This window comes from Armatimonas sp., assembly GCF_964826245.1.
In genome coordinates this window covers 1-24933 of the sequence record NZ_CBAYMC010000029.1, presented here as the reverse complement: position 1 = coordinate 24933, position 24933 = coordinate 1, and the positions used below count along the sequence as shown (strand labels likewise).

Sequence of the window (24933 nt, the reverse complement as noted above, 5' to 3'; positions counted from 1 at the left end):
AGAACATAGATCGGCTTGCCTGTGATGCGCTGGTCTTCACCGACTTGCTCTAGAAGCGCGGCGGCTTCGGTGGCCTTAAGCCGAATGTCCGACTCGGCCTCCAAGCCTCCGGCGCCCAGCTGAGCCAGTGTCAAGAGCAGCGGTGCCTCCGGGTCTTTGAGGGCCAGAGCGGCAAGCTGGCGCTGTGCGGCGGGCACATCGAAGGTGTAGTCGTCGGGGAGGGTCACGCGGCTCTACACGCTGCTTTCGCAGCGCTTCTTGATGGCTTGCTGGGTGGCCTCCACATTGTTTTGCATGGTCTTGTGGATAATCGCGTTGATCAGCGCTCCGACGAGCGGGATTTCCAGCCGGTAGACAAGCACGGAGTCAAACTTGGTCAGCCCTGGCTCGATCTCCGTAAAGGTCCAGGTACCATGGAACTCATCGAAGTCCCCGCTGATTTGCTTGAAGTTCAAGATCCCTTGATCTGGATCCCAGACATCTTCCTCGGCCCAGGTGATTCGCTTCTTGAGCTTCGGGACAATCCCCACCCACTCACTCACCACGGTTTTAAGATCGTCTGAACGAGTTAAAACGGTCACGGACTCAACATCGTCCATGAACTGCGGAAAGGCTTCATTATCACGGGCAACCATAACCGCGGTGTCGCGGCCCTTCCGAATGAGAATTGTGTTTTCAATACGTGGCATAGAGGGATTGTAGCATACTTTGCCGAATCAAAAGCCATGCAACTTTCACTCTGTGGCGCAGGACTGGGAGCGGGCAAGCTGAGCCTGCTGGAGTTTGCGGAGCTGGCAGCGCGCTCTGGCTACTCGGGAATTGACTTTGGCATCAGTAGCGCCCAGCGCCTTGCCGACGAGCTCGGAGGGGCAACGGCGCTGAGTGAGAAATTTCTCACACTGGGGGTTTTGCCGGCGACATTTGGTCTCGAAGTCGAGTGGCGCAGAGACGATGCGGCGTTTGCGAGTGGCATGGAGACTCTCGCGGAGAGAGCCGCGCTGGCCCAGCAGCTTGGCTGTGAGCGGTGCTGCACCTGGATGCCCAGCTCCACCAGCGAGGATTCTTCGCAGTGGCGCTCGCGCTCGGTGGCACGCTTTCGTGAGATTGGGAAGGTCTTTGCGGACTACGGCGTGCGCTTCGGGCTAGAGTGGGTCGGGCCACATCACTTAAGGGCAGGTGGCGAGAATCAGATGGGCCCCAACCCGACCGTCTGGACAATGCCCCAGACTCTAGAGCTCATCGCGGAGATTGGGCTGAGCAATATCGGCCTGCTGGTGGACTCTTATCATTGCTACACCACGGGAGTTACGGACGCCGAGCTTGCGGCACTCGCCGACAGCCAGATCGTGCATGTGCACATCAACGACGCCCCCAAAGGCGTGGGGCCCGAAGGCGCAAAAGACGGCCAGCGTGTTGTCCCGGGCACCGGAGAGATTGATCTGGCAAGTTTTCTCAGCGGACTGAAGCGAGCGGGCTATGGGGGCTACATTGCGTGCGAGATCCTCGCTCCTTCTCCTGTGGCCGACACGCCCGAAAGTGCTGCGACTCTAATCCGAAGCGCCCTGCGGGAGCTAGGGCTTTAGTGGCAGAGCCTAGGCTGGCGCTCGCGGGCTGTGGAACGGTCGGAGCGGTACATGCGGAGCGCCTCGTTGCGGAGGGCGGGCAGATTGTCGCCATCTGTGACCCGGATGCCGAGGCACTCTCGCGCATGGCACGCCTACTCCCCCAGCGCCCTCTGCTCTTTCGCTCGGAGCAAGATTTGTTGGCGTCGGGCGAGGTAGAGGCCATTGTTCTGTGCACGCCCCATGCCCGTCACGCCAGCCAGATCGAGGCGGCACTAGATGCAGGCGTTCACGTCCTCTGTGAGAAACCGTTTGTCACCCATCACGAGACGGGAGTGGCGCTGGTGCAGAAAGCAAGAGAGAAGAATCTTGCGCTCTTTGTCTCCTACACACGCCGCGCACGGGGTCATGCTCGGTTTCTTCAATCCACAGTGGGCAAGATCGGGCCGGTGCGCTTTGTCTCTGTGCTACGCTGCCAGCCCTGGCTTCAGGCACACGGGCGCACGTGGCGGATGCAGGAGAATGAGGGCGGTGGCTTTTTGCGCGATGCGGGAGCGTCTGTGCTAGACCTGACCCTGCGCCTAATCCCCGAAGCCGTGAGTGCGGCCCATGCCGACCTCTACCGAGCAGGCTCCGCCGCCGTGGATGTCTGTGCCTCGGTGCGCTTGCAGTTTCGGAGTGGGGCTAGAGCAGAGCTGACACTTCTGGGCGATGCCCCCGAGACCCTAGAGCGAATTTTGGTTGTGGGGGAGCGAGGGACGGCGGGCTGGTGCCAGCGTGAGGGAGCGCCTGCGGAGCTCTATCTCAAGCAAGAAGGCTCCCCACAAGAGACGCCCGACCCCGCCTTCTACCGAATCCCAACTCCCGATATCGCCTTTCTGACAGCGCTGCGCTCCGGCCGTCGCTTCGATGCCGATACCGCCTCGGATCTCTACGACGGTGCCACAGCCCTTCCCACCATTGCCCTTGTCGAGCGGCTCTACCAAGAGGCACAGTGGGGATGATATAATGCCCCCCGTAGCGATTGCTACTCGTGAGCCGGAGTGATGAAATGGTAGACATGCGCGCCTCAAAAGCGTGTGGGGCAACCCGTGCGAGTTCGAGTCTCGCCTTCGGCATGAAACCCTCCTCCCCCTGCCCCTCCTCCCAATACTGGGAGGAGGGGGGAGATTTTGATGAAGCTTCAGATTCCCCCGATTGTTTTTTACGGCATCGTCGCCGTCGTGATCTTAGCCGGACTCCAGTTGGTCACCACGCCAGGCAACCCGGACTACCATAAAAGCGGCTTTGTGGGTCAGCCTGCGGCAGAGTTCTCTGGGAAAACGGCAGAGGGCAAAGAGATTCACCTCTCGGACTACAAGGGCAAAGTCGTTGTCGTGAACTTCTGGGCGACCTGGTGTGGACCCTGCCGTGCGGAGATGCCAGGCTTTATCAAACTAGAGAAAAAGTACCGCGATAAAGAGGTCGTTTTTATCGGACTTGCGGTCAATGACGAGCTTCCCAAGATCGCCAAGTACACCGCCGAGCACCAGATTCTCTGGCCCACTATCCTTGCCACGCCCGAGGTAATCGAGAGCTACGGTGGTGTGAAAGCCATTCCGACCACCTTCATCGTCTCTAAAAAGGGCACGATCGCCGCCGTTGTTGAGGGCATGGCAGAAGAAGGCCCGCTAGAGGTGGAGATCACGGGCCAGCTATGAAAACCAGAAAAGCCGTTATCACGGCAGCCGGACGCGGAACCCGCATGTTTCCCGCCACTCGCGCGATCCAAAAAGAGATGCTTCCGCTGATTGATACAGATGGATTAGTCAAGCCGACCATCCAGATGATTGCCGAGGCTTGTGTGGCCGCCGGTATTGAAGAGATCTGCATCGTTGTCGAAAACGGCGGCGGACAGGCGTTTCGCGAGCACTTCCGCGCCTTCACCGACGATGAGCGGTCTGTGTTTGCTGGAAAAGACTGGCTGTTGGCCGAGGGCGAGAAGCTGGCACGTCTGGCGGAGCGCATCTCCTACGTGGAGCAGCCGTCTCCTGAGGGCTTTGGCCATGCGGTCTACCAGGCCAAAGACTTTGCGGGCGGCGAGCCAATCTTGCTGCTTCTGGGCGACCATGTCTACACGGGTGACCCGCTGGGCCAGATGCTGGCGGCGGGAGAAGCCTCCGGTGGCTCCGTGACGGGCGTCCGTGTCGAGCCCGAGAGCGGCGTGAGTGTCACCGGCATTATCAAAGGGCAGGCAACTCAGACTCCGGGCCTCTACGAGATTCTCGCGCTGCAAGAGAAGCCGACTGTCGCCGAGGTTCAAGTCCTCAAGACCGAGGGGCTGGAAGATGATACCTATCTGGGGCACTTTGGGATTCATCTTTTCACCGCCGAGATCTTTGACTGCCTCGGGGAGCTGATCGCCACCAACACACGGGTCAAGAACGAGTTCCAGCTCACCAGCGGCCAAGAGCTGCTCTGGAAGCGCAACCCCGCCCACTACCGCGCTCTCTTGCTCTCCGGCGAGCGCTGGGATATTGGCCTGCCCGACGAGTATCTCAAGACGCTGGCAAAGTTTGGAAGCCTCGGCCCCCACGCGGAAGTGCTGAAGTGAGATAAGAAAAAGCACCTAGCCCGGTTCTAAAAGCCATGAAGCCAGGAGGACTCTCGCTCGACTGGAAAACCATGTCGCTCGGTCCTAAAGGTGCTCCGATAGGGCTGCATCTCTACTGCTTCCCCCCAAAAGGCACCAAGCAGGGAGACATTGGTTCCGGCTCGACCATTGCCGCATCCCCGTTTTATGCGGAGCTCTGGCGCCTTGCACCTTTGCAGAAGGTCAATAGACGGAAATTTCCCGGCTACGCAAAAAAAGCGAAGTAGGATTCTGTCACACCCCAAGCAACAGGGGCGTTTCTTAGGGTATGAAAAAACAAACTCTCTTTGTATTGGCCGCTCTCTCGCTGCCACTTCTCGCCACTCGGGTTCATGCGGATACCTCCGAGCTCCGCGCGCGTCTGGAAGCGCCGGGTGCCTCAACCGTGCGCCGCATGGCTCCCGTTCGAATTAGCGGTCGTGGTCGGAGCTGGGCCAATGCCACTGCGATTTCGGTGGATGCCGAGGCGGGACAGGAGCGTAAAGACGGCGTCTATCTCTACTTCCAAGACACCAAGGCTGATAACAGCGGCGAGATCTTCCTCGGAGGCCGCACTGATGCCGTCGGAATCTACACCTCGTCGGCGTATCTGGACAGCAAAGAAGTGGATGGCCTCGTCAAGTTCCTGGATGCCACGATTGCAAAGTATCGCGAGATTCAGGGCAAAGACCAAGGCCTCGTCAGCTATAGCTATGCCCTCGCTGAGGACTGTACACTGGAGATGGGCGTGGTGGGCAAGCGCCAGGAGTTCTCAATCTACTCGTCGGGCAAGTTGCTAAGAGGCCAGTCGTTTGCCGTCGCCAACCGCCAGCTCAAAGTGACTCTGGTGGGCGTTGAGGAGTTCGAGAAGCTCCGGGACTATCTCAAGGAAAGCATTGCCTGGCAAAAGTCGGTAAAGTAGGGCATGAACGCAAAATACCTCTGGGGGCTGGTACCACTGCTGGCACTAGCCCTCCCCTTGCTGGCACAGAGCACTCCTAACCCTGTGAAAGGCTACAAGAGTGGCAAGGCACTTCTGAAACAGCCGATTAAGATGGAGAATCTCACGAGTCAGCTTTGTGCCTACACGCTTCACAGAGAGATTGCAGTCAAAGAAAAAGATCCACATTTCTTTAAGTATGCCCAAGTCCATGTCAATCCAACAGGACAAGCCGCCACACAGCGCTACCAGCAGGCTCTGAAACGCTTGGAGCAAGAATGTCAGCAATATTCTAAAAAGCACCCGGCGGCTTACTCCAATGGAGAAATGCAACGCTTTGCCGATAAGCGATGGTCACATCCAGCTCCTTTTCCGGTTGGTACGGTCTTTACCAAAGAAAAATTCGATAATCCCAGAGGCACGGGAACGCCAGAGCTACTCACCGCGATGGTGAAGCGCGAGAAAGGCTACAACCCCTCGTGCTATGACTGGGAGTTTCTGGTGCTGGATGGTAAGGCGGAGCGCATTTTGGAGCGTGGGAAGCTAGCCCGTTGCCAAAGCTGCCACCAAGACAAACAATATCAGCGTACTGATGGGGTGGTTACCCTGATGCACTGGGGGATGCCATTAGCCTCGCTCGGTTCTCGGTGAAGCGTTTTTTCCAAGCCGCGTCTTCCATGTGGCGCACCCAGAGAATATCGCCGTCCTCGCCGTCGTACTAGCCTTTGCGGGTGCCTTCCCAGGCGAAGTTGTATTTGTGGTAGAGGTGTTGTGCAGGGGCATTGCTCCTGCGCACCTCGAGGGTTGCCGACGTTGCGCCGCGTGCTTGTGCGGCCTCCAGCAAGCCGATTAAAAGCCGCTCCCCGAGCTTCTGGTTGCGCCAGGTCTCGGCGACGGCGAGCGTGGTGATATGGGCCTCGTCCATGACCAAGTGAAAGCCACAGTGCCCGACGACCTGGCCCTCAATCTCCGCCACGAGATAGATCGCAAAGGGGTTGGAGAGCTCATTGATCCACGCCGACGTGGTCCAGTTGCTGGTAAACGACTGCCGCTCGATCCGCGCGACGGTCTCGATGTCCGAACCCACCATGGGGCGAATGGTCACCACGCTCATTGTGCCATGATCGCCTCATCACCCTCGATCCAGAACGTCCCGTCGGGGCAGAACTCTTTCTTCCAGATCGGGACATCGTTTTTTAAGGCGTCAATCGCCCAGCGGCACGCCTCAAATGCCTCGGCTCTATGCGAACTTGCCACGCAGACCACAACCGCCATCTCGCCCACCGGAATAAAGCCGTAGCGGTGGAGGATCGCGCAGGCCAGCCCCCAGCGCGTCTTCACTTCGGCGACGAGTTTCTCCATCTGCGCCGTCGCCATCGGTGCATAGACCTGGTACTCCAGACCCGTCACGCTCCGGCCCTTTGAGTGGTCCCGCACCACGCCCACAAACTGCACGTACGCGCCATCGGAGTCGGTCATCACGGCATCCACGGCTTGTTGTGGCTGAAGCGGCTCGGTCGTTAAAAGCACCATGACGCCTGTCTACCCTCCACTCATCGGGGGGAGAAATGCCAGCTCGTCGCCGTCTTTGAGTAGGGTCTCGGCGGTCGCAAAGTCCGCTCCCACCGCCACACGCGTGCGGCTCAGGAGATCGGCGAGGCGCGGCTCCGACGTTGCCAGCGCGGCAGCGGCATCAGCGACCGTGGCGGGTGCATCGAGCGTCAGCTCCCGCTCACCAGAAGAGACAATATCGCGGTAGTGGCCGAAAAAGAGGGCACGGATAGTCATTGGCTTCAGGATACCACTTCAAGCAAGCTCAAAGTCACACTCAAACGTGCGGCTCCAGGGAAGCGTCACGGAGCCAGGGACGAGCGTGAGGCCCACCCCGACGCCGCGTTTCTGGAGCTGTGCGAGGCGGACTTGCAGCCCCGATTCGATGCTCTGGCAGGTAAAAAGAACTTGCTCTGGTGTGGCCGGATCGTAGTGCCAGCCCTGCTCCACATTCTTGGCACGAGCCTCGCGGCGAACCTCGGTCTGGTAGCCCCAGCCTTCTAAAAAGTGATGGGTTAGGGCGATGTTCTGCGCGTGGGCATCGGCCTTGTCTCCCGCAAGCCAGAGCGCGACGGCCTGAGCGACGGTGGTGCCGAGGGTGTTGCCCGCGGTGTTCCACGCCCCAAAGCTGGCGAGCTTGGCGGGAGCACAAGGCGAGTTTTCGGCAAAAAGGAGCTCAATGCCGAGCGGGTCGGCCCCGTTGGGATAGGCCACATCGCCCAGTGCAACCAGTTTTCCAGAGTTTTGGAATGTACCCAGCTCTGCGAAAAACGCCTCGTAGGCGCTCTGGCGGGCCTCGCGCTCGGCGTCGGCGAAGTCGGCACGCCACTCGGTGCGGCGCGGCGAGGGCGTGAGCACGCCAAGAATGAGATCCGCATCTTCGGCAGAGCTTGCCAGAGTCCCGCCACACGCCCCGATCTGCCCCTCGACCGTGAGCCGCACCGCGCGGTCTTCGTAGGGTGCGATAATCGCTTCGTCACCGGGGAGGGCGTAGAGCGGGAAGATGCGCGGACGTCGCCCCCGCTTCTCGCAGAGTAGCCGCGCCGTCAGCGCCGAGCCGACTTCATCCGCGCCGGGGTGGATCATCATCCTATCCCGTACATCGAGCAAGTCCGCCCAGCTCTCCAGCCAGGCTTTCTCCCGACTCGGCAGGCCCCACGCCGACGTGTCATCCGAGGTAATCAATAAAAACGAGAGTTTCTCGCTGGCGAGAAGATTGAGCACGCTGAGATTCAGTGCGTGGTTGCGCTCGCGGCGGGTCAGAAACTCACGGACATGCTCGCTCGGAACCTCCGCCCGGATCGCCGCGATCTTCTCCGCCTCGCCGGGCTCCAGCGCCCCAACCGTTTGTTTATGTAAAAGCTGGGAGAGGGCGTAGCAGCGCGTCCCGTAGGTCTTCCACCAGAGCGGCTCCTCCACGCAGTCATTGGCATTGGCGACGCGCGTGATCAGCACAAAAGCATAGACCAGCGCCCCGTTTTCGTGAGCCTGCACCAGCGGCGCGAGCCGCGCCAGCCCCTCCGCCGTGGTCTCGCTAGAGATCCGCGAGCTGATCAGATTGCCCCAGGCTAAATACTCCACCGACGCCACAATCCCATCGCAGACACCCGCCTGCTCCGTCAGCCACGCCGCCACGGCAGCCGTATCGGCAGGGGTGCGCGCCGAGCCACGAATCTCTAGCGGCGGCAGGGCGATCTCCGCCCCCACAATGGCGGCGATCTGAGACGGATAACGCGTGTTGACGGGGCGCTCATCGAGCGGAGCAAGGGCAATTTTCACGCAGGGATTGTACCGGGTATAGTAGCGCTATGGCACGGATTCTGGCACTGGATTTAGGCGCGGAGAGCGGACGTGGTGTGGTGGGTACGCTCTCGGACAGCGGCAAGCTCTCTTTAGAAGAGGTTCATCGGTTTCCCACCGGCGGGATCAAGCTCGGGGCGCACCTGCACTGGAACCTCCCGGGGTTTCTGGTGGAGCTGCAAACCGCGATTAAGAAAGCCGCTGAGGGCGGGACGGTCTCTAGCCTCGGTATTGACACCTGGGGCGTGGACTTTGGTCTGCTCGGGCCGCGTGGCGAGCTGGTAGCACTGCCCGTTCACTACCGCGACCCGCGCACGGTCGGCGGCGAGGCAAAGCTCTACGCGAAAGTCCCCAAGGCGGAGATCTTTGCGAAAGTGGGCATCCAGAGCATGGCGCTCAACACCCTCTTTCAGGTCGCGGCGCTGGCCGAGCAGGAGCCCAAGCTGGTGGAGGCGAGCGCAAAGCTGCTCTTCATGCCGGACTTGCTGCACTATCTTCTGACAGGTACGGCGCAGATCGAGTACGCGATTGCCAGCACCAGCCAGATGCTCAATGCCACCACGCGGGAGTGGGCCACCGATGTCCTTGCGCCGCTGAACTTGCCGATGCACCTGCTTGGCCCCGTCGTCCCCGATGGCAGCGCCTACGGTCACGAGTTCACTACCGGCATCCCCGTGCTCGCCCCCGGCGGCCACGATACGGCCTGTGCTGTCGCCGCCGTCCCTGCCGAACCCGGCGAGAGCTGGGCCTATCTGTCGTCGGGCACCTGGTCGCTGATGGGGCTGGAGATTCCCGCGCCGATTCTCACCGCCGACGCCGAGGCGGCCAATGTGACCAACGAGGGTGGGGTCTTGAGCACGATTCGCCTGCTGAAAAATATCGGGGGGCTCTGGCTGGTGCAGGAGTGCCGCCGCGCCTACGCCCGCCTCGGCTCCGAGCGCAGCTACGACCAGCTCACGCGCCTCGCCGGAGATGCCGAGCCGCTGGCCGCGCTGATCGACCCCGATCATCCCAGCCTCTACGCTCCCGACGACATGCCCAAGGCCATCCGCGAGCTCTGCATCGCCACCGGCCAGACCCCGCCCGAGGGCGTTGGTGCGACGATCCGTTGCTGCCTGGACTCGCTGGGGCTCAAGTACCGCATCACGCTCCAGATGCTGGAGCGCCTCACGGGCCGTAAGATCACGACGCTTCATATCGTCGGCGGTGGCTCCCAGAACCGCCTGCTCAACCAGATCGCCGCCGACGCCACGGGCTGCACCGTGATTGCAGGCCCCGTCGAGGCCACTGCCATCGGAAACCTACTGCTCCAAGCCCGCGCCCAAGGCCTCATCGCCGATCTGGCCGAGCTCAGAAGCATCGTCCGCGCCTCGTTCCCCGTCGAAACCTACCACCCCGACCCTACGATGACCGCACGATTCGCAGAGGCAATGGAAAAGGCAAACTGATAAAATAGCGCTATGTCGGCACTTACTGCGGAGCCACAGTTCTTACTCTTCCCTTTCGGTCAGACGGGGCAGCACCTTCGGCTACGTGGGGGGCTGGACTTGACCGACAAGCACGATTTTGGGCTGTTTTGTGACGACAACAAAGACTAGCGGATAGAGCGGACGGCACACGGGGAGCTGGTGATTGAGATGCCCACCAAAGGATCAACCGGGGCGCAGAATGCCCTGCTCACGGCGTACTTAACCATGTCTATCGGCTCGGGCAAGCTGCCCAAGTTCTCAGCAACCCTGCTATGCTAGACTGCTCCCCGGAGCTACCAGGGTTTATCTTGGATACCCAAGCCCTCTTCGATGCAGGGCTTTAAGTCGCAACTTATCTCGTCTGCCACCTACCCACGTGGCGGGGTGTAGAGGTAGAGCGTCCCGAGCTGCTGGTAGCCGACGGTGGGGTAGAGCAGGGCACCGCTGTGGCTCGCAAGAAGCACATTCGCCCTGGCACCGGCGGCTTTATCATCGGTGAGCATTCGGGCCAGCAGAGCGCGGGCGATTCCTTGGCGACGGTAGGCTGTCAGCACGAACATACTATGGCACCAGCCGCAGCCTGCCGCCGCGATACTGGTCACCCAGCCGATAATCTGAGGCACGGCCTCGTCTAGGGCGGTGTAGACTCGCATCGGGGGGGGATCTTGTGCGAGAAGCTCCGGGAGAAGCTGCTTGCGTCCGGCGGTTTTATTGAGCGCCTCCGCTTGCTCCACGGTCTCGACGCGGACAATCGGAAAGGGTATCGGGGGCGTGGGAAGCGTCGCCAGATCGTGGGCAAAGAAGGGCTCCGTGGAGCCGAGGCGGTAGCCCAGCGCCTTGAACGCCGCCCGCATCGGCTTGTCATCGGTGCCCGTAGGAACGAGATAGCAGACCATAAACTTCCCCTGCGCATGGGCACGAGCAAGGCGGTCAGCTTCCGTGGGCGGCAGCTCCCAGGCAATAAACTCCTCGTTGCGGTAGCTGTCGCTGGCGCGGTGGCGCGGCGCATCAAAGAGCCGCCAGAGATTCTCATTCAGCCGCTCCGCACGATAGGAGTGGGTCAGGCTGCGCGAGAAGCAAAACCCCTCCACAAAGACCGTTAGTGCCTGCTCAATAGTCATGTCGTCTCTAGTTTATCCGAAGTCTAGATGTAAAAAATATTTGACAAATAGTAAAATAAAACGTACATTAATCACGGAGGTTACTTTCGATGGATATGTCGTTTCGTGAGAAGAGTGCGTGGGCCTGCTTGGTCACCACAGGCGTGGTGTTTATCCCGTACTTTACGTTTATCGCGCAGCTTGCCAGCCGGGGCGAGCTGATTCGGAGGGGGTATTAGAAAATGCCGATTCGCAACAATATCCGCAAGCTGCGCTTCGAGAACGGCGAGCTGACCCAGCAGGCGCTTGCCGAGAAAGTGGGCGTCACACGCCAGACCTTGATCGCCATTGAGGCCGCCAAGTACTCCCCGACTCTTGAGCTGGCCTTTCGCATCGCCGCGGTCTTTGGCAAGTCCTTAGATGACGTCTTTCAGCACGAACCCGAGTAATCCCGCCCGTTGGAGGGGCGGGACTGGAGAGCGCTTCGCGCTGCAAAGGCCGTTCCGGCCATAGTTCGGTAGGGGCGGCACGCCCTTTGTAGCGGAGGTACGACGCTCTCCAGCCCCCTTGTTCTAATCGAGGGGGTAAAATGAGCCGATGATTCCTCCCCCGACCCCTGAGTGGGTGCAGCAGTGGCTATCCGCCTGCGAGCACTCCGTCTTTTCCCGGCGCCTTCCGATCACCCACTGGGCCTTTGAGCGTGGTGGGCAGACGCAAGCCGTGGCGATGGGTTTCTCCTGGACCGCGGCCGAAGAAGAGTGCTGGCTCCGGGCGAGTGTCACGATTCCCTCTGAGTGGGCAGGTGAGCGAGTCGGGCTGTGGTTTGAGCTGCCGGGCTGCGAGCCACTGCTCTCGGTGGATGGCACGCTCTGGCAAGCGCTAGACTACAACCACGGGGATGTGCTTCTGCACGAAACAGCCACTGGTGGCGAGAGCCACACACTGGAGATTTCTTGCTACAGCCCCTCGCGCGGCGGCGAGGCGACCCTACAAACCGCAGAGCTTTTGCTGATTGATAGAGAGGCCGAGGGACTCTACTACGATGCCCTCACGGCAGTTGAGTTACTGGGAGTTCTTAAGGATGAACATCTACGCTTAGCGATAGAGCAGGCGATGCAGGCAAGCACCGTCGCAGAGTCTCGCGCAGTGCTGGGAGCATTTTTCGCCCAGGCAGCCTCGGTCGGTGAGCCGCATGTCACACTGCTGGGACACTCGCACATTGATCTGGCCTATCTCTGGGCAATCCCTAACACGAAGCAGAAAGTGGGGCGGACATTTGCAACGGCCCTGCGCCTGATGCAGGAGTTCCCCGAGTTTGTCTTCACCCAGTCCCAGCCGCAGCTCTATGCCTGGTGCAAGGCGCTCTATCCCGAGTTGTATACCCAAATCAAAGCCCGTGTCGCGGAGGGGCGCTGGGAACCGACAGGCGGAATGTGGGTGGAGGCCGACTGCAACCTCGCGTCGGGGGAGTCGCTGATCCGGCAAGTGCTCTTTGGCAATCGGTTCTTTGAGCAGGAGTTCGGCGTCACCACCAAGATCCTCTGGCTCCCCGATGTCTTTGGCTACAGCGCGTCGCTGCCCCAGCTGATGAAGTCCTGTGGGCTCGAGTATTTTCTGACGTCGAAGATCGCCTGGTCGGACACCAACCGCATGCCCCACGACACGTTTCGCTGGCGCGGCATCGATGGCACCGAGGTGGTGACCCAGTTTCTCACGGCCCCTGAGTTCCACCGTGGGCTGAATCAGGAAATCTCTACCTACAACGGTCAGCTTACGCCCTACGAGCTGCGCCGTGGCTGGGAGCGCTACCAGAACAAAGATCTCCATCAAGAGATCTGCCATGCAGTCGGGCACGGTGATGGCGGTGGGGGAGTGACCCGTCGGATGCTGGAAGTGGCGCGGCGCCTCAAGAGCATTGCGGGTCTTGGCTCGTGTGGCTTTGACCGCGCGGATGCGTTTTTCGCGCGGCTCCCCAAGACGAATCTGCCCCTCTGGAGCGGCGAGCTGTACTTAGAGAACCATCGGGGGACGTACACCTCGCAGGGGCGTATTAAGCAGGGAAACCGCAGCGCCGAGCGCGCGCTTCGGAGCGCTGAGCTATTTGCCGCGCTGGCCCAGACACAGCTGGGAGCGCCCTATCCAAAACTTACCCTCGACGCACTCTGGGAGACGCTGCTGCTCAACCAGTTCCACGATATCCTCCCCGGCACCTGTATCCGCCCTGCCGTGGAGCAAGCCGAGCACGAGCTGGGTGAGGTCGTTTCCGGTGCCCTCGCCCTCCAAGACGCGGCGCTGACAGAAATCTCCCAGAATATCGCCACGCCCACAGACTCGGTGATTGTCTTCAACCCCACCGACACGCTCCGGCCCGGCGATGCGTTCTATGTTCGGCTCCCCGGTGATCTGGTGCGCAAGGGGCGTGTCCTCTTCACCGACTCAGAGGGCGAGCCACTCAGTAGTCAGTTCCTGCGAATGGTTGGCAAGGAGCGTGAATATGTCGTCACGCTTCTGGATGTCGAGCCCCTCGGCTACCAGACCATTGGCCTGGGTCGCACCGATGCCCCCGCCGATGAGAGCACGGTAGTCGCCGAGGACAATATCCTGGAAAATGACTTTGTCCGAGTGACGCTCAATCAGTACGGCGAGCTCGCCTCAGTCGTCCACAAGACCGAAGACGGTGAACGCGAGGCCCTCGCTGCCCCCGCGATGCTGGTCGCGTACGAGGACAAGCCCGCCGCCTACGATGCCTGGAACATAGACGCCAGCTACCGCGACAAGCCCTGCCCCCTCGCCGACGAAGCCACGGTGACGCGCTTTGAGGTGATCGAAAACGGCCCGGTCCGTGCCAGTATCTTGGTCGAGCGCCAGTTCCGTAGCTCCAAAATCACCCAGCGCATCCAGCTCTGGGCGCACTCTGCCCGTGTCGAGCTGGTCACGGAGATCGACTGGCACGAGCACCAGACCCTGCTCAAGGCACATGTCCCCGCCACCGTGCTCGCCAGCCGCGCCACCTACGAGATTCCCTTTGGCGCGATCGAGCGGCCGACGCACCGCAATACCAGCTGGGACGCCGCCAAGTTCGAGGTCTGTGGCCACAAGTGGGCCGACATCTCCGAGGGCGACTTTGGCGTCAGTATTCTCTCGGACACAAAATATGGCTACGATGCCCGCGAGAACACGCTCTCGCTCACCCTCATCAAGTCCGGTATCTACCCCGATCCCGACGCCGACCAAGGCTTGCATCACTTCACCTACGCCGTTCTCCCCCACACCGGCGACTGGCGGAGCGAAACCGTCGACGAAGCCCATGCCCTCAGCTACCCGCTCCTCGCCCGCTTTGCCCCGAAAAATCCCAAGGCCGCGCTTCCCCCCCGCTACGACTTTGTCTCCGTAGACGACCAGGGGATCATTATCGAGACTGTCAAGTGCGCCGAAGCCGACAGTAGCTCTCTGGTCGTGCGTCTCTACGAAGCGCTCCAAACCCGTGGCGAGGCAACCCTCACGTTTGGGTTTGAGATTGCGGCGGCCTACGAGACCAACAGCCTGGAGCAAGAGCCTGTGCCCGTGCCTTTTAAAGGCAGCTCACTCACGTTCCCGTACCGGCCTTTTGAGATCAAAACGCTGGTGATCAAATCCAAGTAGAACACTCGCTTGACAGTCTTTCACACCGGCGATAGAATTTGTGAACAAGTTCACAAATTCTAGTCAGGCCGATTTTTAAGTTAGGTAAACCGATGGCAACGTCAAGTTTTATGCACCAGTATCTCCGAACGGGAGAGCTTTCCCCGATCTACGATAAGGTGATGGAGGGCAAGCGGCTCTCCTTCGACGACGGGCTCACGCTGTGGAAGTCAGACGATCTCACGGCGATTGGTGCACTGGCCAATATCGTCCGCGAGGCCAAGAACGGCAACGATACCTACTACGTCCGCAACCAGCACATCAACTACACCAATCTCTGCAACAAGGGCTGTAAGTTCTGCTCGTTCTATGCTCAGAAAGGTGGCCCCGCGGCCTATACCATGAGCATGGATCAGGTGCGGGAGAAGCTAGAGCGCACCAAGCACCTGCCCGTCACCGAGATTCACATGGTGGCAGGGATCAATAAAAAGCTTCCGTACTCCTACTATCTGGAGCTGCTTGATACCGTCAAAGCCACCCGCCCCGAGGCGCACATCAAAGCCTTCACGATGGTCGAGCTGCTTCATATTCAAACGTTGGCGCAGAAACCCATGACCGAGATGCTCCTTGAACTCAAGGCGCATGGGCTCTGTAGCCTACCCGGTGGGGGAGCGGAGATTCTCACGGATCGTGTCCACGATGCCATCTTCGAGCGCAAGGAGACGGCGGCGGAGTGGCTGGAGACGGCCAAGACGGCGCATCGCGCAGGCCTGCATACCAACGCCACGATGCTCTACGGGCATATCGAGACGCTGGAAGAGCGTGTTGTCCACATGATGAAGCTCCGCGAGGCTCAAGATGAGACCAATGGCTTCTTGACCTTTATCCCACTGGCATTCTCTAGCAAGGGCACCAAGCTCTCTCATATTCCCAGCACCACGGGCTATCTGGATCTCAAGGCCATCGCTATCGGGCGGCTGATGCTGGATAACTTCCCTCACATCAAGGCCTTCTGGATGATGATCACCCCTCCCGTGGCCCAGACCGCGCAGTGGTACGGAGCCGACGATATTGATGGCACGATTGTGGAGTATGTCATCACCCACGAGATTGACGACGAAAACGAGCAGCAGAACCTCAGTCAGCGCCAGCTCGTGCAGATGATCGTGGAGGCAGGCCGCGACCCCGTGGAGCGCGACCCTCTCTACAACGTTATCGAGCGCGACGACAGCCGGATGCTCCTCGAAGACCCACGACGGCTCAGCCTTCCGATGCTGGCATAACAGGCCAGCATCTTAAAGCAAGAAGGAAAGTGACAGCTCTCTGGCGAACCCCTCTGCCATGACAAAGAAAGTTGCGGTAGTGGGCTATGGAGCGGCATTTAACATGGGCCGGCACCACCTACGAGAGATGGAGCGGGCGGGAATGATCCCGACCGCCGTGTGTGATCTGGACAAAGAGCGACTTAAAGCGGCTCGTCAGGACTTCCCTGGAATCAAGACCTACACCCGCGTGGCGTCGCTGCTCAGCAAGACCGATGTGGACTTGGTGACCGTCATCACGCCCCACGTCACCCATGCACCTCTGGCGCTCCAGTGCCTCAAGGCGGGGCGAGCGGTCGTGATTGAGAAGCCCATGACGGTGACAACAGCGCAGTGTGACCGCCTGATCGCCGAGGCTGAGAAGCAAAATGTCTTACTCTCGACCTACCACAACCGGCACTGGGATGGACATATTCTCAAGGCGCTCGACGTTATCGGCAGCGGCGAGATCGGCGAGGTCTATAAAATTGAGGCGCACATGGGCGGCTGGGGCCAGCCGCGTGAGTGGTGGCGCTCTCAGCGGAGCATCTCCGGCGGGATTCTCTACGACTGGGGCGTGCATCTCTTAGAGTACGCGCTTCAGATCCTCCAGCCCTCAGAGCTCGTCGAAGTGAGTGGCTACGCCAAAACGGGCTTCTGGCAAGATCAGCTCCCCTACGGCGACGATGTTAACGAGGACGAGGCGCAGCTAACCGCACGCTTTAAAGATGGCCGCTGGCTCTCGCTCAATGTCTCGCATCTCGACAGCAACCCGAAAAACGAGCGGGGTGTTCTGGAGATCACGGGGACGAAGGGCACGTATATCATGCACTTCGACCGCTATATTGTCCGCAAGCACGAGGGCACGGAGCTGACGATTCGTGAGGATAAGAATGCACCGAGTGAGGGCCAGAAGTTCTACAACAATATTGCGGCGGCACTGGAGGGTAAAGAGGCGCTGATCATCACCCCACAGTGGGCACGCCGCCCGGTGCACATCCTCGACCTGGCGGTGCAGAGCGCCCAAAAAGGCCGCGCCGTTCCCGCCAAGTACGCCTAAGCACCGCCGATTGGAACGGCAGTGCTGGAGAGCCTTCGGCTACGAAGGCCGCTTCGGGCCATAAATCCAAAAATTGGGTATGGGCGGCACGCCCTTCGCAGCTTTAGCTCTCCCGTCCCCTCGTTCTGATCGAGGGGACTCTCGGAAACCTGGCGGAAACAGTGGGCGGCTAAATTAGGCGTAGAATGGTCACGGTTGCCCATGACGCCTTATCGCGTGAGAAAGTGGGCTGTGAGCGTGTCGCTTTTTGAAACATATGAGCTGGGTGGGTTTTATGATGAGCTGATGCAGGCACCCGGCGTGCCGCAGACACACTCACGGGCGCTGGTGACCCATCTACAGTCCATGTCGCCCCTCGAATTTGCCCAGCGTGCTCGCCTGGCCGAGACCCTGATGATGCAGCAGGGCATCACGTTTAATGTCTACGGCGCAGACGGGGGCGTGGAGCGGGCGTTTCCCTTTGATCTGGTGCCGCGTGTGCTCACGGCCAGGGAGTGGGAGACGATTGAGAAAGGGCTTACCCAGCGGCTCACGGCACTCAATCTCTTTCTCTGGGATATCTACCACGAGCAGAAAATCCTCAAAGATAGTGTCGTCCCTCGGGCACTGGTGATGGGGGCGGCGCACTTCCGGCGCGAGTTTATGGGAGCCGATCCGCCCGGTGGGGTCTATGTACACATCTGCGGCACGGACTTAATCCGCGACACCGATGGCAAGTTCTATGTCCTCGAAGACAACCTCCGAACGCCCTCGGGGGTCTCCTACATGCTGGAGAACCGCGCGATTCTTGCCAGGGTGATGCCCCAGCTCTTTCAGGACATGGGAGTGCGTCCCATCTCCGACTACACCGCGCATCTCCTCAACAACCTGCGGGCGCTCGCTCCCGCGCACCGTGGCGATGATCCGACCGTGGTGCTTCTGACGCCCGGTGTCTACAACAGCGCCTACTACGAGCACTCCTATCTGGCGCAGCAGCTGGGGATTCCTCTGGTCGAGGGCCGCGATCTGATCGTCGAGGAGAATATCGTCTCCATGAAGACGACACATGGTCTGAAGCGTGTTGACGTGATCTACCGCCGCGTGGACGATGACTTCCTCGACCCGCTCCTCTTCCGCTCGGACTCGAAGCTTGGTGTGGCAGGGCTGGTCAATGCCTACCGCGCGGGCAATGTCGCGCTGGCAAACTCCATTGGCACGGGAGTCGCCGACGACAAAGTGATCTATGCCTACGTGCCGCAGATTATCAAGTACTACCTCGATCAAGAGGCGATCTTGCCCAATGTCACCACCTATCCTGCGTTCGAGGACAGCCACCGCGCGTATATCTTGGCGAACTTAGACAAGCTCGTGGTCAAAGCCGCCAATGAGTCAGGGGGCTACGGCATGCTGATGGGGCCACAGGCCAGCCTCTCGGAGCGCGAGGTCTTTGCCGAGCTGGTGAAAGCAAACCCGCGTAACTACATCGCCCAGCCGCTGATCCATCTCTCCCGCGCGCCCGCCTTTGTGGAGCCGGGAAACTTCGAGGGCCGCCACGTGGACCTGCGTCCGTTCGCGCTCTGTGACAGAGACTTGAAAGTGACCATCGTGCCGGGCGGCCTGACCCGCGTCGCGCTGAAAAAAGGCTCGTATGTCGTGAACTCGTCGCAGGGTGGCGGCAGCAAAGACACCTGGGTCTTAGGAAAGGAAAGTCGTCATGCTCAGTCGTGAGGCCGATTCGTGTTTCTGGATCGGGCGCTATGTGGAGCGTGCCGAGGCCACGGCGCGCATGCTAGACGTGCACTACCATGCCACGCTCGAAGGCGTTCCGGGCATGCTCGCCTGGGAGTCCGTTCTTGCTATCGCCGACTGCGCCGAGGACTTTCACAAGCACCACGACCAGCTCAACGAGCGCACTGCCATCCAGTACTTTGTCTTTGATACCAACAATCCCGGCTCGATTGTCTCGGCGCTGACCTATGCCCGGGAAAACGCCCGCTCGATCCGGGAGATGGTGGCCTCGGAGATCTGGGAGTGCCTAAACATGGTCTATCTGGAGCTCAAAGAGTGGGACGTCGACCGTGCGCTCGCGGGGACGCCCCATGCTTTTTTCACTAAGATCAAGAACGCCGCGCATCTGTTTCATGGCATCACGTATCGCACGCAGCTCCTCAACGAGACCCGCGACTGGCTCCGCGTCGGGACTTTCCTAGAGCGCGCTGACCAGACCGTGCGCCTCTTAGATGTCAAGTACCACGACTTGCTCCCTGCCACCCGCGCCGGAAAGCCCGAGCTGGGCGGCATGGGAGTGGGCGGCCCCGCAGACATTCACGGCTGGATCTCGGTTCTGCGCTCCGTGAGTGCCTTTGAGATGTACCGCAAGACCCACCGTGAGGGGATTCACCCCGCAGGCGTGGTGGACTTTCTGGTGCTCAACCCCATCTTTCCCGCATCCGTGCGCTACAGTATCGGGCAGACCGAGGAGGCGCTACGCCGCGTGAGTGGAACATCGCCCAGTAGCCCCGCCACCTGCGACCCCGAGCGCCTCATCGGTCGCCTCCGCGCCGAGCTCAACTACGCCCGCGCCGACGAGATCATTGTCTCGGGCTTGCATGAGTATCTCCAGAGTGTCCAGAAGCGCTGTACCGAAATTGGCGGTAGTATCACCAAAACGTATCTCTCGTACCAGTAGTCCTGCCGGTTGGAGACCACGCCGATTAGAACGGCATGGCTGGAGAGCCTTCGGCTACGAAGGGCGTGCCGCCCATAATACCGAGTAAACTCGGGATGGCCGGAATGGCCTTTGCAGCTTTAGCTCTCCAGCCCCGCCCCTCCAACGGGCGGGGGAAAATAAATTGTGATCTATCGCATTCGTCACACAACGGAATATCTCTACCCGGCTCCTGTGCGCAACAGCCACAACGAGCTGCGTCTCATGCCGCTAAGCGATTCGTGGCAGACCTGCCGCCGCTTTGAGCTACACGTGGAGCCGGAGACACGCCTCTTCACCTACGAGCTTCCCGACGGCCACGTGCACCACTTTAGCCATAGACTGCCCCACCACTCCCTAAAGATCACCGCCGATTCCGAGGTGGAGAGCATTAAGAGCAACCCGTTCGCGTATCTGGATCTCATCGGCGATGATGCCGCGTTCTACCGACAGACCTCCCTCTACAACAATTTCTGTGAGTTTCTGGACCCCAGCGAGCGCGTCCCCAACGACCGCTACATCCAGATCGAGTGTGAGCAGATCGCGGCCTCGGCGAAGATCGAGGCGCGGAGCTGTAGCACCGCCTCGTTTCTAATCGCCCTCACCAAGCTCCTCAAGCGCGAGTTTCGCTACGAGCCGGGGAGCACGCATGTCCACACCAAGATCGAGGAGATCTTTATCTACCGGCGTGGCGTTTGCCAAGACTTCGCGCAGGTGATGCTGGCGGTCTGCCGGAACCAGGGAATCCCGGCGCGCTATGTCAGTGGGTATCTCTACACCGGGCACAATGGGCTGGTTAGCAACGATGCCACACATGCCTGGGTCGAGTGTCTTCTTCCCGATGGTCACTGGCACGGCTTCGATCCCACCAACGACATGGTGGTCAATGATGCCTACATCCGTACCCACACGGGCCGCGACTACAGCGATGTTGCTCCCGTACGCGGTATCTACAAGGGCCCTGCGGCCACCAAGCTCGATGTTATGGTCACGGTCGAGCGCGTCGATCACGAGTCAGTGCCCTGAAACCCCGGCGAAACGTAGCCAGGGTACAATAGCCGCATGTCCTCTCTCACCCTAGCCGGACTCGATCCCCACGCCTGCGGCCTGCCTGCTCCTCTCTCCGATGACATCGTGCGCTTAGAGGCGCTTTTCTCCGAAGTGCTCGCCGAGCAAGAGGGCGCAGCGTTTGTGGCGCTCTCTCGCAAGCTCATGGAGACAGCCCACACGGAAAATATCACGCCCTCGGGCCTGCTGGCGGCGCTGCCGGAGCTGACAGATTCTGCGGTCTGTGCGCGGCTACTGCGAGCAGTCACGGTGCTCTTTCAGCTTCTCAACACGGCGGAGCAAAAAGAGATCGTGCGGGTCAATCGTGGGCGCAGAGAGCCGCGCTCAGAGTCTATTCGCGAGGGAATTCAAAAGCTTAAGGAGCAGGGCCTGAGTGCGAGCGAGGTGCAGACGCTTCTCCATAAAATCGAGATCTGCCCCACGCTCACGGCCCATCCCACGGAGGCGCGGCGCCGGGCGGTGCTCGATAAGCTCCTACGCGTCGCGGAGGGACTGGCGCTGCGGGCACAGACCGCGGATGGCTCGCACCTAGACCAGCCGCTGGAGGGCGACCCGAGTGTGCGCGCCGATGAAAATCTCCGCCGCGCCCTGACCGAGCTCTGGCAGACCGATGAGATCCGCATCACCCCGATCACGGTGCCTGAAGAGGCCCGCAACGCGCTGTATTTCTTTGAGCGGACGATCTTCAAAGTGGTCGCCTGGCTTCACGCTGATCTAAGGCGTGCGCTGGAGGAGAGCTATCCCGGCGAGGCATTCGAGGTGCCGGTCTTTGTGAGCTACCGCTCGTGGGTGGGGGGAGATCGTGATGGCAACCCCAACGTGACGGCAAAGATCACCTGGGAGACGCTCAAAGAGCACCGACGGATCGCGCTGGAGTTCTTTGTCGAGCGCGTGGAGAGTGTCCGTAAAGCACTGACACTCTCGGTGAAGCGCATCGCGCCGGGCGATCCGCTGCTGGCCTCGGTCGAGCGCGATCTGGCCGAGGTGCCGATTCCGGAGAGCCGCCGCCTGCGCCATATCGGGGAGCCCTATGTGCTCAAGCTGATCTGCGTGCGAGAGCGCCTGCTGGCGACCCTCAGCGATGCCCCGCATGCCTACAAGAGCGCGGATGCCTTTCTGGCTGACCTGACTCTGCTCCAAGACACGCTGCGCCGCAACCATGCGGCATCGGTGGCGGACGCAGGCGATGTGGCCGACCTACTCATACAGGCCCGCACCTTTGGCTTTCATCTTGCGCCCCTCGATATCCGCCAGCACAGCGATGTCCATGTCAAGGCCGTCACCGAGATTCTCTCCCTCGCCGGGGTCACGGCCAACTACGCCGCCCTCTCAGAGGAAGAGAAAGTCGCCATTCTGCGCTGGGAGCTACGCTCGCCGCGGCCTCTGGTTAGCCGCGATGCCCCGCTCTCGGCCCAGACCCGCGAGGTTTTGGATGTCTTTGAGGTCATTCGCCGCGCCCGCCGGGAGCTCTCCGAAAAAAGTGTCGTGTGCTACATCATCAGCATGACCCATGGCGCAAGCGATCTCCTAGAGCCGCTGTTGTTGGCGAAAGAAGTGGGGCTGGGCAGCGAGCTTGATATTGTCCCGCTCTTTGAGACCATTGATGATCTGCACCACTGTGGCGATCTCATGGCCGATGTCTTCAAGATCCCCGAGTACAAGGCGCATCTGGCGACCCGAAAACACTTTCAGGAGATCATGCTTGGCTACTCGGACTCCAGCAAAGATGGGGGCTTTCTTGCCGCGAACTGGGCCTTGCAAGCGACCCAAGAAAAGATCGCCACGGTCTGCCACGAGGCGGGGATCACGCTACGGCTCTTTCACGGACGCGGTGGAACCGTCGGGCGCGGCGGGGGACGTGCCAACAAAGCGATCTTGGCCCAGCCGCCGGGAAGCTTCGATGGCCGCATCCGCTTCACCGAACAAGGAGAAGTGATTTCTTTCCGCTACGGCCTCGCCCCGATTGCCCACCGCCACCTGGAGCAGATCGTCAATGCCGCGCTTCAGGCCGCCAGCCCCAAGCGCCAGGCCAAAGAGAGTGAAGAGGGCAAGCTCGTTCTTGCGCAGATGGCTCAGAAGAGCCGCGAGCTCTACCGCGCCATGGTCCACGACGACCCGAGCTTCTGGACGTTTTTCGCCCAGGCCACGCCCATCGCCCACATCAGCAAGCTCCCCATCGCCTCACGCCCCGTCTCGCGCTCCGGGAAAGCCCTCGCCAGCGTGGATGACCTGCGGGCGATCCCGTGGGTCTTCTCCTGGATCCAGAGCCGCTATATCGTCCCCGGCTGGTTTGGCCTGGGACGCGCTTTGGAGTGGTACATCGGCGACGATCCGGCAAAGCTGACAGCGCTCCAGACCCTCTATCGGGAGTGGGCGTTTCTCAAGGCTATCGTAGACAACGCCCAGCTAGAGCTCACCCGCACCCACCTGCCCACCGCCAAGCTCTACGCCGACCGCTGCGACGACCCGGCTCTGCGCGACAAGTTCCACGGCCATATCGAGGGCGAGTACAACCGCACGGTCGAGTGGGTCAAGAAGCTCACAGGCCAGACCGGCGAGCTCATGGAGCACGCCCCGGTCGTCCGCGCCACCGTGCATCTCCGAAACCCCGCCGTCCTGCCGCTCTCACTGTTGCAAGTCGCGCTGATGGAGCGCCAGGAAAAAGAAGGCGAGAGCGATCTCCTGCGCGAGGCCATCCTCCTCTCCATCACCGGAATCGCCGCCGCCATGCAGAGCACGGGGTAAAAGACCGCCCCATGGAATGGGGCGTCAACCGTGGCTTCGTCCCTCAGCCGCAAAGCCCGTGCCGGGCTACAAATTTCCCTAGCCCGGCACGGGCTTTGCGGCGCTTGCGCCATTGCAGACGCCGGTTTCCAACCGGCGGCGCGAGGTAAAATAGGCCATGCAAACCGTACGGGGGATTGGTCTGTGGCAGAGTGACGACTTACCAGACTGGCCCAATCCTGCATGTTTTGTGGATGAGAGCCAAGATGCTGATGTTCGTACGAAAGTCATAGAGTATCTGAAAGCAGGCGAGGTGACGGCTTGTTCCAGCTACGATTGGTGCCGTCTTTGCGGAGCCCAGCTCAGCCTCGCAGCCCAGGAAGACGGTTACTACACTTGGAACACCTTACTGGCTCACTATGTTGAGATGCATGCTGTACGCCTCCCCGACGACTTCATTCAGCACGTCCTTTCCAACCCAACACCCATCCCCTATTCGCTAGAGGCCAAGTACGACCAAAACCGCTACGACGATACCTGGTGGAAGTCCCAAAAAGGCTGGCACGACGGCTCGCAGGTTGAGATTGTCCCGTTTCGCTCCTACTACGACAGCGTGGGAGTACTCTGGCTCACCGCAGTGACGCATCCTGTCACCGCCGCACAGCTCAAGTTTGTCCGCCGCTTCTCCGATTTTTCGTTCTTCAGCACGCTTGCTCTACGAGAGGCGCTCCGCTCCGGAGAGCCCTTGCTCCTCCAGCAAGAATTCCACGTCACCAGGGTTGCTGAGGTGGCGGCGGAAGCAGCGGCATTGGGCCTTACGCTTACACATATACGCTACGAGAGCCGGGAGGAGTGGCAACAAAAGGCACGGTGAAATCCCTCTACCGCGTGGCAGTGAGTGGCTCAGGGGCTACAGTGGTAGTTCCAGAGCGTCTCCGGCAGATTATCAGGGCCGAGGTCTTCCACAACCGTATAGCCATCAGCGCGAAACGTGCAAGCTAGCCAGTGTCGCGCATCATGGGTAGAGCGCACCCACCCTGGAATCTCTTCAGGAACCCCTGGGATCATCAAAATCTCTGTGCCCAAGATCACTGCACTGTCCAGTCCACACACAGCACGCCAATACGTTCAAAATCCTGGAGATTGCGGGTCACCACGGTTAAGTGGTGCGCCATTGCCTGCGCGGCGATACGGCAGTCCTGGGTACCGACACGCTTGGCGGTTGCTCCCAGACCGCGAAATGCAGTTTCGGCATCGTCAGAGTAGGTCAGGACGGGAAAGTGCTTCAGTGTTTCAATAATATTAATGAGGCTAGCATGAGCCTGAGGCACAGAGACAGGAAATTTCCCACTTCGTGCTCGATTCAGGCTTGCCATGAGTCCGGTCAGCACTTCTTCGACGGCTACGGAACTGAGCAAAATAGGGAGATTTGTAGCTTGC

27 protein-coding genes and 1 tRNA gene are annotated in these 24933 nt (G+C 60.5%); 19 read left to right on the top strand and 9 right to left on the bottom strand.

Going from position 1 to position 24933, the window contains the following annotated elements; translation table 11 throughout:
* The coding region (locus AC1XOS_RS04760; protein WP_481961074.1) for a hypothetical protein at window positions 1-227 on the bottom strand (227 nt) is incomplete at its 3' end.
* A gap of 6 nt (window positions 228-233) precedes the next feature.
* Entirely contained in the window at window positions 234-689 is a 456-nt protein-coding gene (locus AC1XOS_RS04755; protein WP_481961073.1) for a type II toxin-antitoxin system RatA family toxin, read from the bottom strand.
* Between the two features lie 36 nt (window positions 690-725).
* On the opposite strand from AC1XOS_RS04755, the gene AC1XOS_RS04750 reads away from it, so the two are divergent.
* The 7 genes from AC1XOS_RS04750 to AC1XOS_RS04720 all read left to right on the top strand — a co-directional run bounded on the left by AC1XOS_RS04750 (window position 726) and on the right by AC1XOS_RS04720 (window position 5764).
* Window positions 726-1583, top strand: a complete 858-nt coding sequence (locus tag AC1XOS_RS04750; protein ID WP_481961072.1) for a sugar phosphate isomerase/epimerase family protein — start codon at window positions 726-728, stop codon at window positions 1581-1583.
* Window positions 1583-2566, top strand: a complete 984-nt coding sequence (locus tag AC1XOS_RS04745; RefSeq protein WP_481961071.1) for a Gfo/Idh/MocA family protein — start codon at window positions 1583-1585, stop codon at window positions 2564-2566. The genes AC1XOS_RS04750 and AC1XOS_RS04745 overlap by 1 nt, the downstream gene beginning before the upstream one ends.
* Before the next feature lie 33 nt (window positions 2567-2599).
* A tRNA-Leu gene (locus AC1XOS_RS04740) sits at window positions 2600-2680 on the top strand.
* Window positions 2681-2737: 57 nt separating this feature from the next.
* Window positions 2738-3262 carry a TlpA family protein disulfide reductase gene (locus AC1XOS_RS04735; RefSeq protein ID WP_481961070.1) on the top strand — a complete coding sequence of 175 codons (525 nt, stop codon included), beginning with the start codon at window positions 2738-2740 and terminating at the stop codon, window positions 3260-3262.
* On the top strand, window positions 3259-4155 hold the full coding sequence (locus AC1XOS_RS04730) for a sugar phosphate nucleotidyltransferase (protein WP_481961069.1): 897 nt from the start codon (window positions 3259-3261) through the stop codon (window positions 4153-4155). Before AC1XOS_RS04735 ends, AC1XOS_RS04730 begins: the two co-directional genes overlap by 4 nt.
* Window positions 4156-4462: 307 nt before the next feature.
* The gene (locus tag AC1XOS_RS04725) at window positions 4463-5095 is read left to right on the top strand and encodes a hypothetical protein (RefSeq protein WP_481961068.1); all 633 of its coding nucleotides are present in this window, start codon (window positions 4463-4465) and stop codon (window positions 5093-5095) included.
* Window positions 5096-5098: 3 nt separating this feature from the next.
* On the top strand, window positions 5099-5764 hold the full coding sequence (locus tag AC1XOS_RS04720; RefSeq protein ID WP_481961067.1) for a hypothetical protein: 666 nt from the start codon (window positions 5099-5101) through the stop codon (window positions 5762-5764).
* A 67-nt stretch (window positions 5765-5831) separates the two neighbouring features.
* Here AC1XOS_RS04720 and rimI read toward each other — a convergent pair whose 3' ends face one another.
* Genes rimI through AC1XOS_RS04700 form a run of 4 tightly spaced genes read right to left on the bottom strand, consistent with a single transcriptional unit; the run spans window position 5832 to window position 8443 of the window.
* Window positions 5832-6227, bottom strand: a complete 396-nt coding sequence (gene rimI, locus AC1XOS_RS04715; RefSeq protein WP_481961066.1) for a ribosomal protein S18-alanine N-acetyltransferase — start codon at window positions 6225-6227, stop codon at window positions 5832-5834.
* Window positions 6224-6646 carry a molybdenum cofactor biosynthesis protein MoaE gene (locus AC1XOS_RS04710; protein ID WP_481961065.1) on the bottom strand — a complete coding sequence of 141 codons (423 nt, stop codon included), beginning with the start codon at window positions 6644-6646 and terminating at the stop codon, window positions 6224-6226. The genes rimI and AC1XOS_RS04710 overlap by 4 nt, the downstream gene beginning before the upstream one ends.
* A 9-nt stretch (window positions 6647-6655) precedes the next feature.
* A complete protein-coding gene (locus AC1XOS_RS04705) occupies window positions 6656-6901 on the bottom strand; it encodes a MoaD/ThiS family protein (protein WP_481961064.1) in 246 nt (81 codons plus the stop codon).
* Between the two features lie 18 nt (window positions 6902-6919).
* Window positions 6920-8443, bottom strand: a complete 1524-nt coding sequence (locus AC1XOS_RS04700; protein ID WP_481961063.1) for a DUF4127 family protein — start codon at window positions 8441-8443, stop codon at window positions 6920-6922.
* A 29-nt stretch (window positions 8444-8472) separates the two neighbouring features.
* Here AC1XOS_RS04700 and AC1XOS_RS04695 point away from each other — a divergent pair, with 29 nt between their 5' ends.
* Window positions 8473-9912: a rhamnulokinase gene (locus AC1XOS_RS04695; RefSeq protein WP_481961062.1), complete on the top strand. Its 1440-nt coding sequence runs from the start codon at window positions 8473-8475 to the stop codon at window positions 9910-9912.
* A 12-nt stretch (window positions 9913-9924) separates the two neighbouring features.
* The gene (locus AC1XOS_RS04690) at window positions 9925-10062 is read left to right on the top strand and encodes a hypothetical protein (protein WP_481961061.1); all 138 of its coding nucleotides are present in this window, start codon (window positions 9925-9927) and stop codon (window positions 10060-10062) included.
* 239 nt (window positions 10063-10301) lie between these two features.
* On the opposite strand, the gene AC1XOS_RS04685 is transcribed toward AC1XOS_RS04690, so the two are convergent.
* Window positions 10302-11054, bottom strand: a complete 753-nt coding sequence (locus AC1XOS_RS04685) for a GNAT family N-acetyltransferase (protein WP_481961060.1) — start codon at window positions 11052-11054, stop codon at window positions 10302-10304.
* Between the two features lie 89 nt (window positions 11055-11143).
* On the opposite strand from AC1XOS_RS04685, the gene AC1XOS_RS04680 reads away from it, so the two are divergent.
* The 10 genes from AC1XOS_RS04680 (at window position 11144) to AC1XOS_RS04635 (ending at window position 24367) form a co-directional block, all read left to right on the top strand.
* Window positions 11144-11272, top strand: a complete 129-nt coding sequence (locus tag AC1XOS_RS04680) for a hypothetical protein (protein ID WP_481961059.1) — start codon at window positions 11144-11146, stop codon at window positions 11270-11272.
* A 3-nt stretch (window positions 11273-11275) separates the two neighbouring features.
* Window positions 11276-11482 (top strand): helix-turn-helix transcriptional regulator, encoded by a 207-nt coding sequence (locus tag AC1XOS_RS04675; protein ID WP_481961058.1) that lies wholly within the window; start codon window positions 11276-11278, stop codon window positions 11480-11482.
* 148 nt (window positions 11483-11630) lie between these two features.
* Window positions 11631-14675: an alpha-mannosidase gene (locus tag AC1XOS_RS04670; RefSeq protein ID WP_481961057.1), complete on the top strand. Its 3045-nt coding sequence runs from the start codon at window positions 11631-11633 to the stop codon at window positions 14673-14675.
* A 92-nt stretch (window positions 14676-14767) separates the two neighbouring features.
* On the top strand, window positions 14768-15937 hold the full coding sequence (gene mqnE, locus AC1XOS_RS04665) for an aminofutalosine synthase MqnE (protein WP_481961056.1): 1170 nt from the start codon (window positions 14768-14770) through the stop codon (window positions 15935-15937).
* 58 nt (window positions 15938-15995) lie between these two features.
* Window positions 15996-17015: a Gfo/Idh/MocA family protein gene (locus tag AC1XOS_RS04660; protein ID WP_481961055.1), complete on the top strand. Its 1020-nt coding sequence runs from the start codon at window positions 15996-15998 to the stop codon at window positions 17013-17015.
* Window positions 17016-17216: 201 nt separating this feature from the next.
* Entirely contained in the window at window positions 17217-18722 is a 1506-nt protein-coding gene (locus tag AC1XOS_RS04655) for a circularly permuted type 2 ATP-grasp protein (RefSeq protein ID WP_481961054.1), read from the top strand.
* A complete protein-coding gene (locus tag AC1XOS_RS04650; protein WP_481961053.1) occupies window positions 18709-19683 on the top strand; it encodes an alpha-E domain-containing protein in 975 nt (324 codons plus the stop codon). Before AC1XOS_RS04655 ends, AC1XOS_RS04650 begins: the two co-directional genes overlap by 14 nt.
* A 165-nt stretch (window positions 19684-19848) precedes the next feature.
* Window positions 19849-20727 carry a transglutaminase family protein gene (locus tag AC1XOS_RS04645; protein WP_481961052.1) on the top strand — a complete coding sequence of 293 codons (879 nt, stop codon included), beginning with the start codon at window positions 19849-19851 and terminating at the stop codon, window positions 20725-20727.
* Window positions 20728-20763: 36 nt separating this feature from the next.
* Window positions 20764-23514 (top strand): phosphoenolpyruvate carboxylase, encoded by a 2751-nt coding sequence (gene ppc, locus AC1XOS_RS04640; RefSeq protein WP_481961051.1) that lies wholly within the window; start codon window positions 20764-20766, stop codon window positions 23512-23514.
* Between the two features lie 157 nt (window positions 23515-23671).
* On the top strand, window positions 23672-24367 hold the full coding sequence (locus tag AC1XOS_RS04635) for a hypothetical protein (protein ID WP_481961050.1): 696 nt from the start codon (window positions 23672-23674) through the stop codon (window positions 24365-24367).
* A 29-nt stretch (window positions 24368-24396) separates the two neighbouring features.
* Here AC1XOS_RS04635 and AC1XOS_RS04630 read toward each other — a convergent pair whose 3' ends face one another.
* On the bottom strand, window positions 24397-24579 hold the full coding sequence (locus AC1XOS_RS04630; RefSeq protein WP_481961049.1) for a hypothetical protein: 183 nt from the start codon (window positions 24577-24579) through the stop codon (window positions 24397-24399).
* Between the two features lie 2 nt (window positions 24580-24581).
* Window positions 24582-24911 (bottom strand): type II toxin-antitoxin system VapC family toxin, encoded by a 330-nt coding sequence (locus AC1XOS_RS04625; RefSeq protein WP_481961048.1) that lies wholly within the window; start codon window positions 24909-24911, stop codon window positions 24582-24584.
* Window positions 24912-24933: the final 22 nt, after the last annotated feature.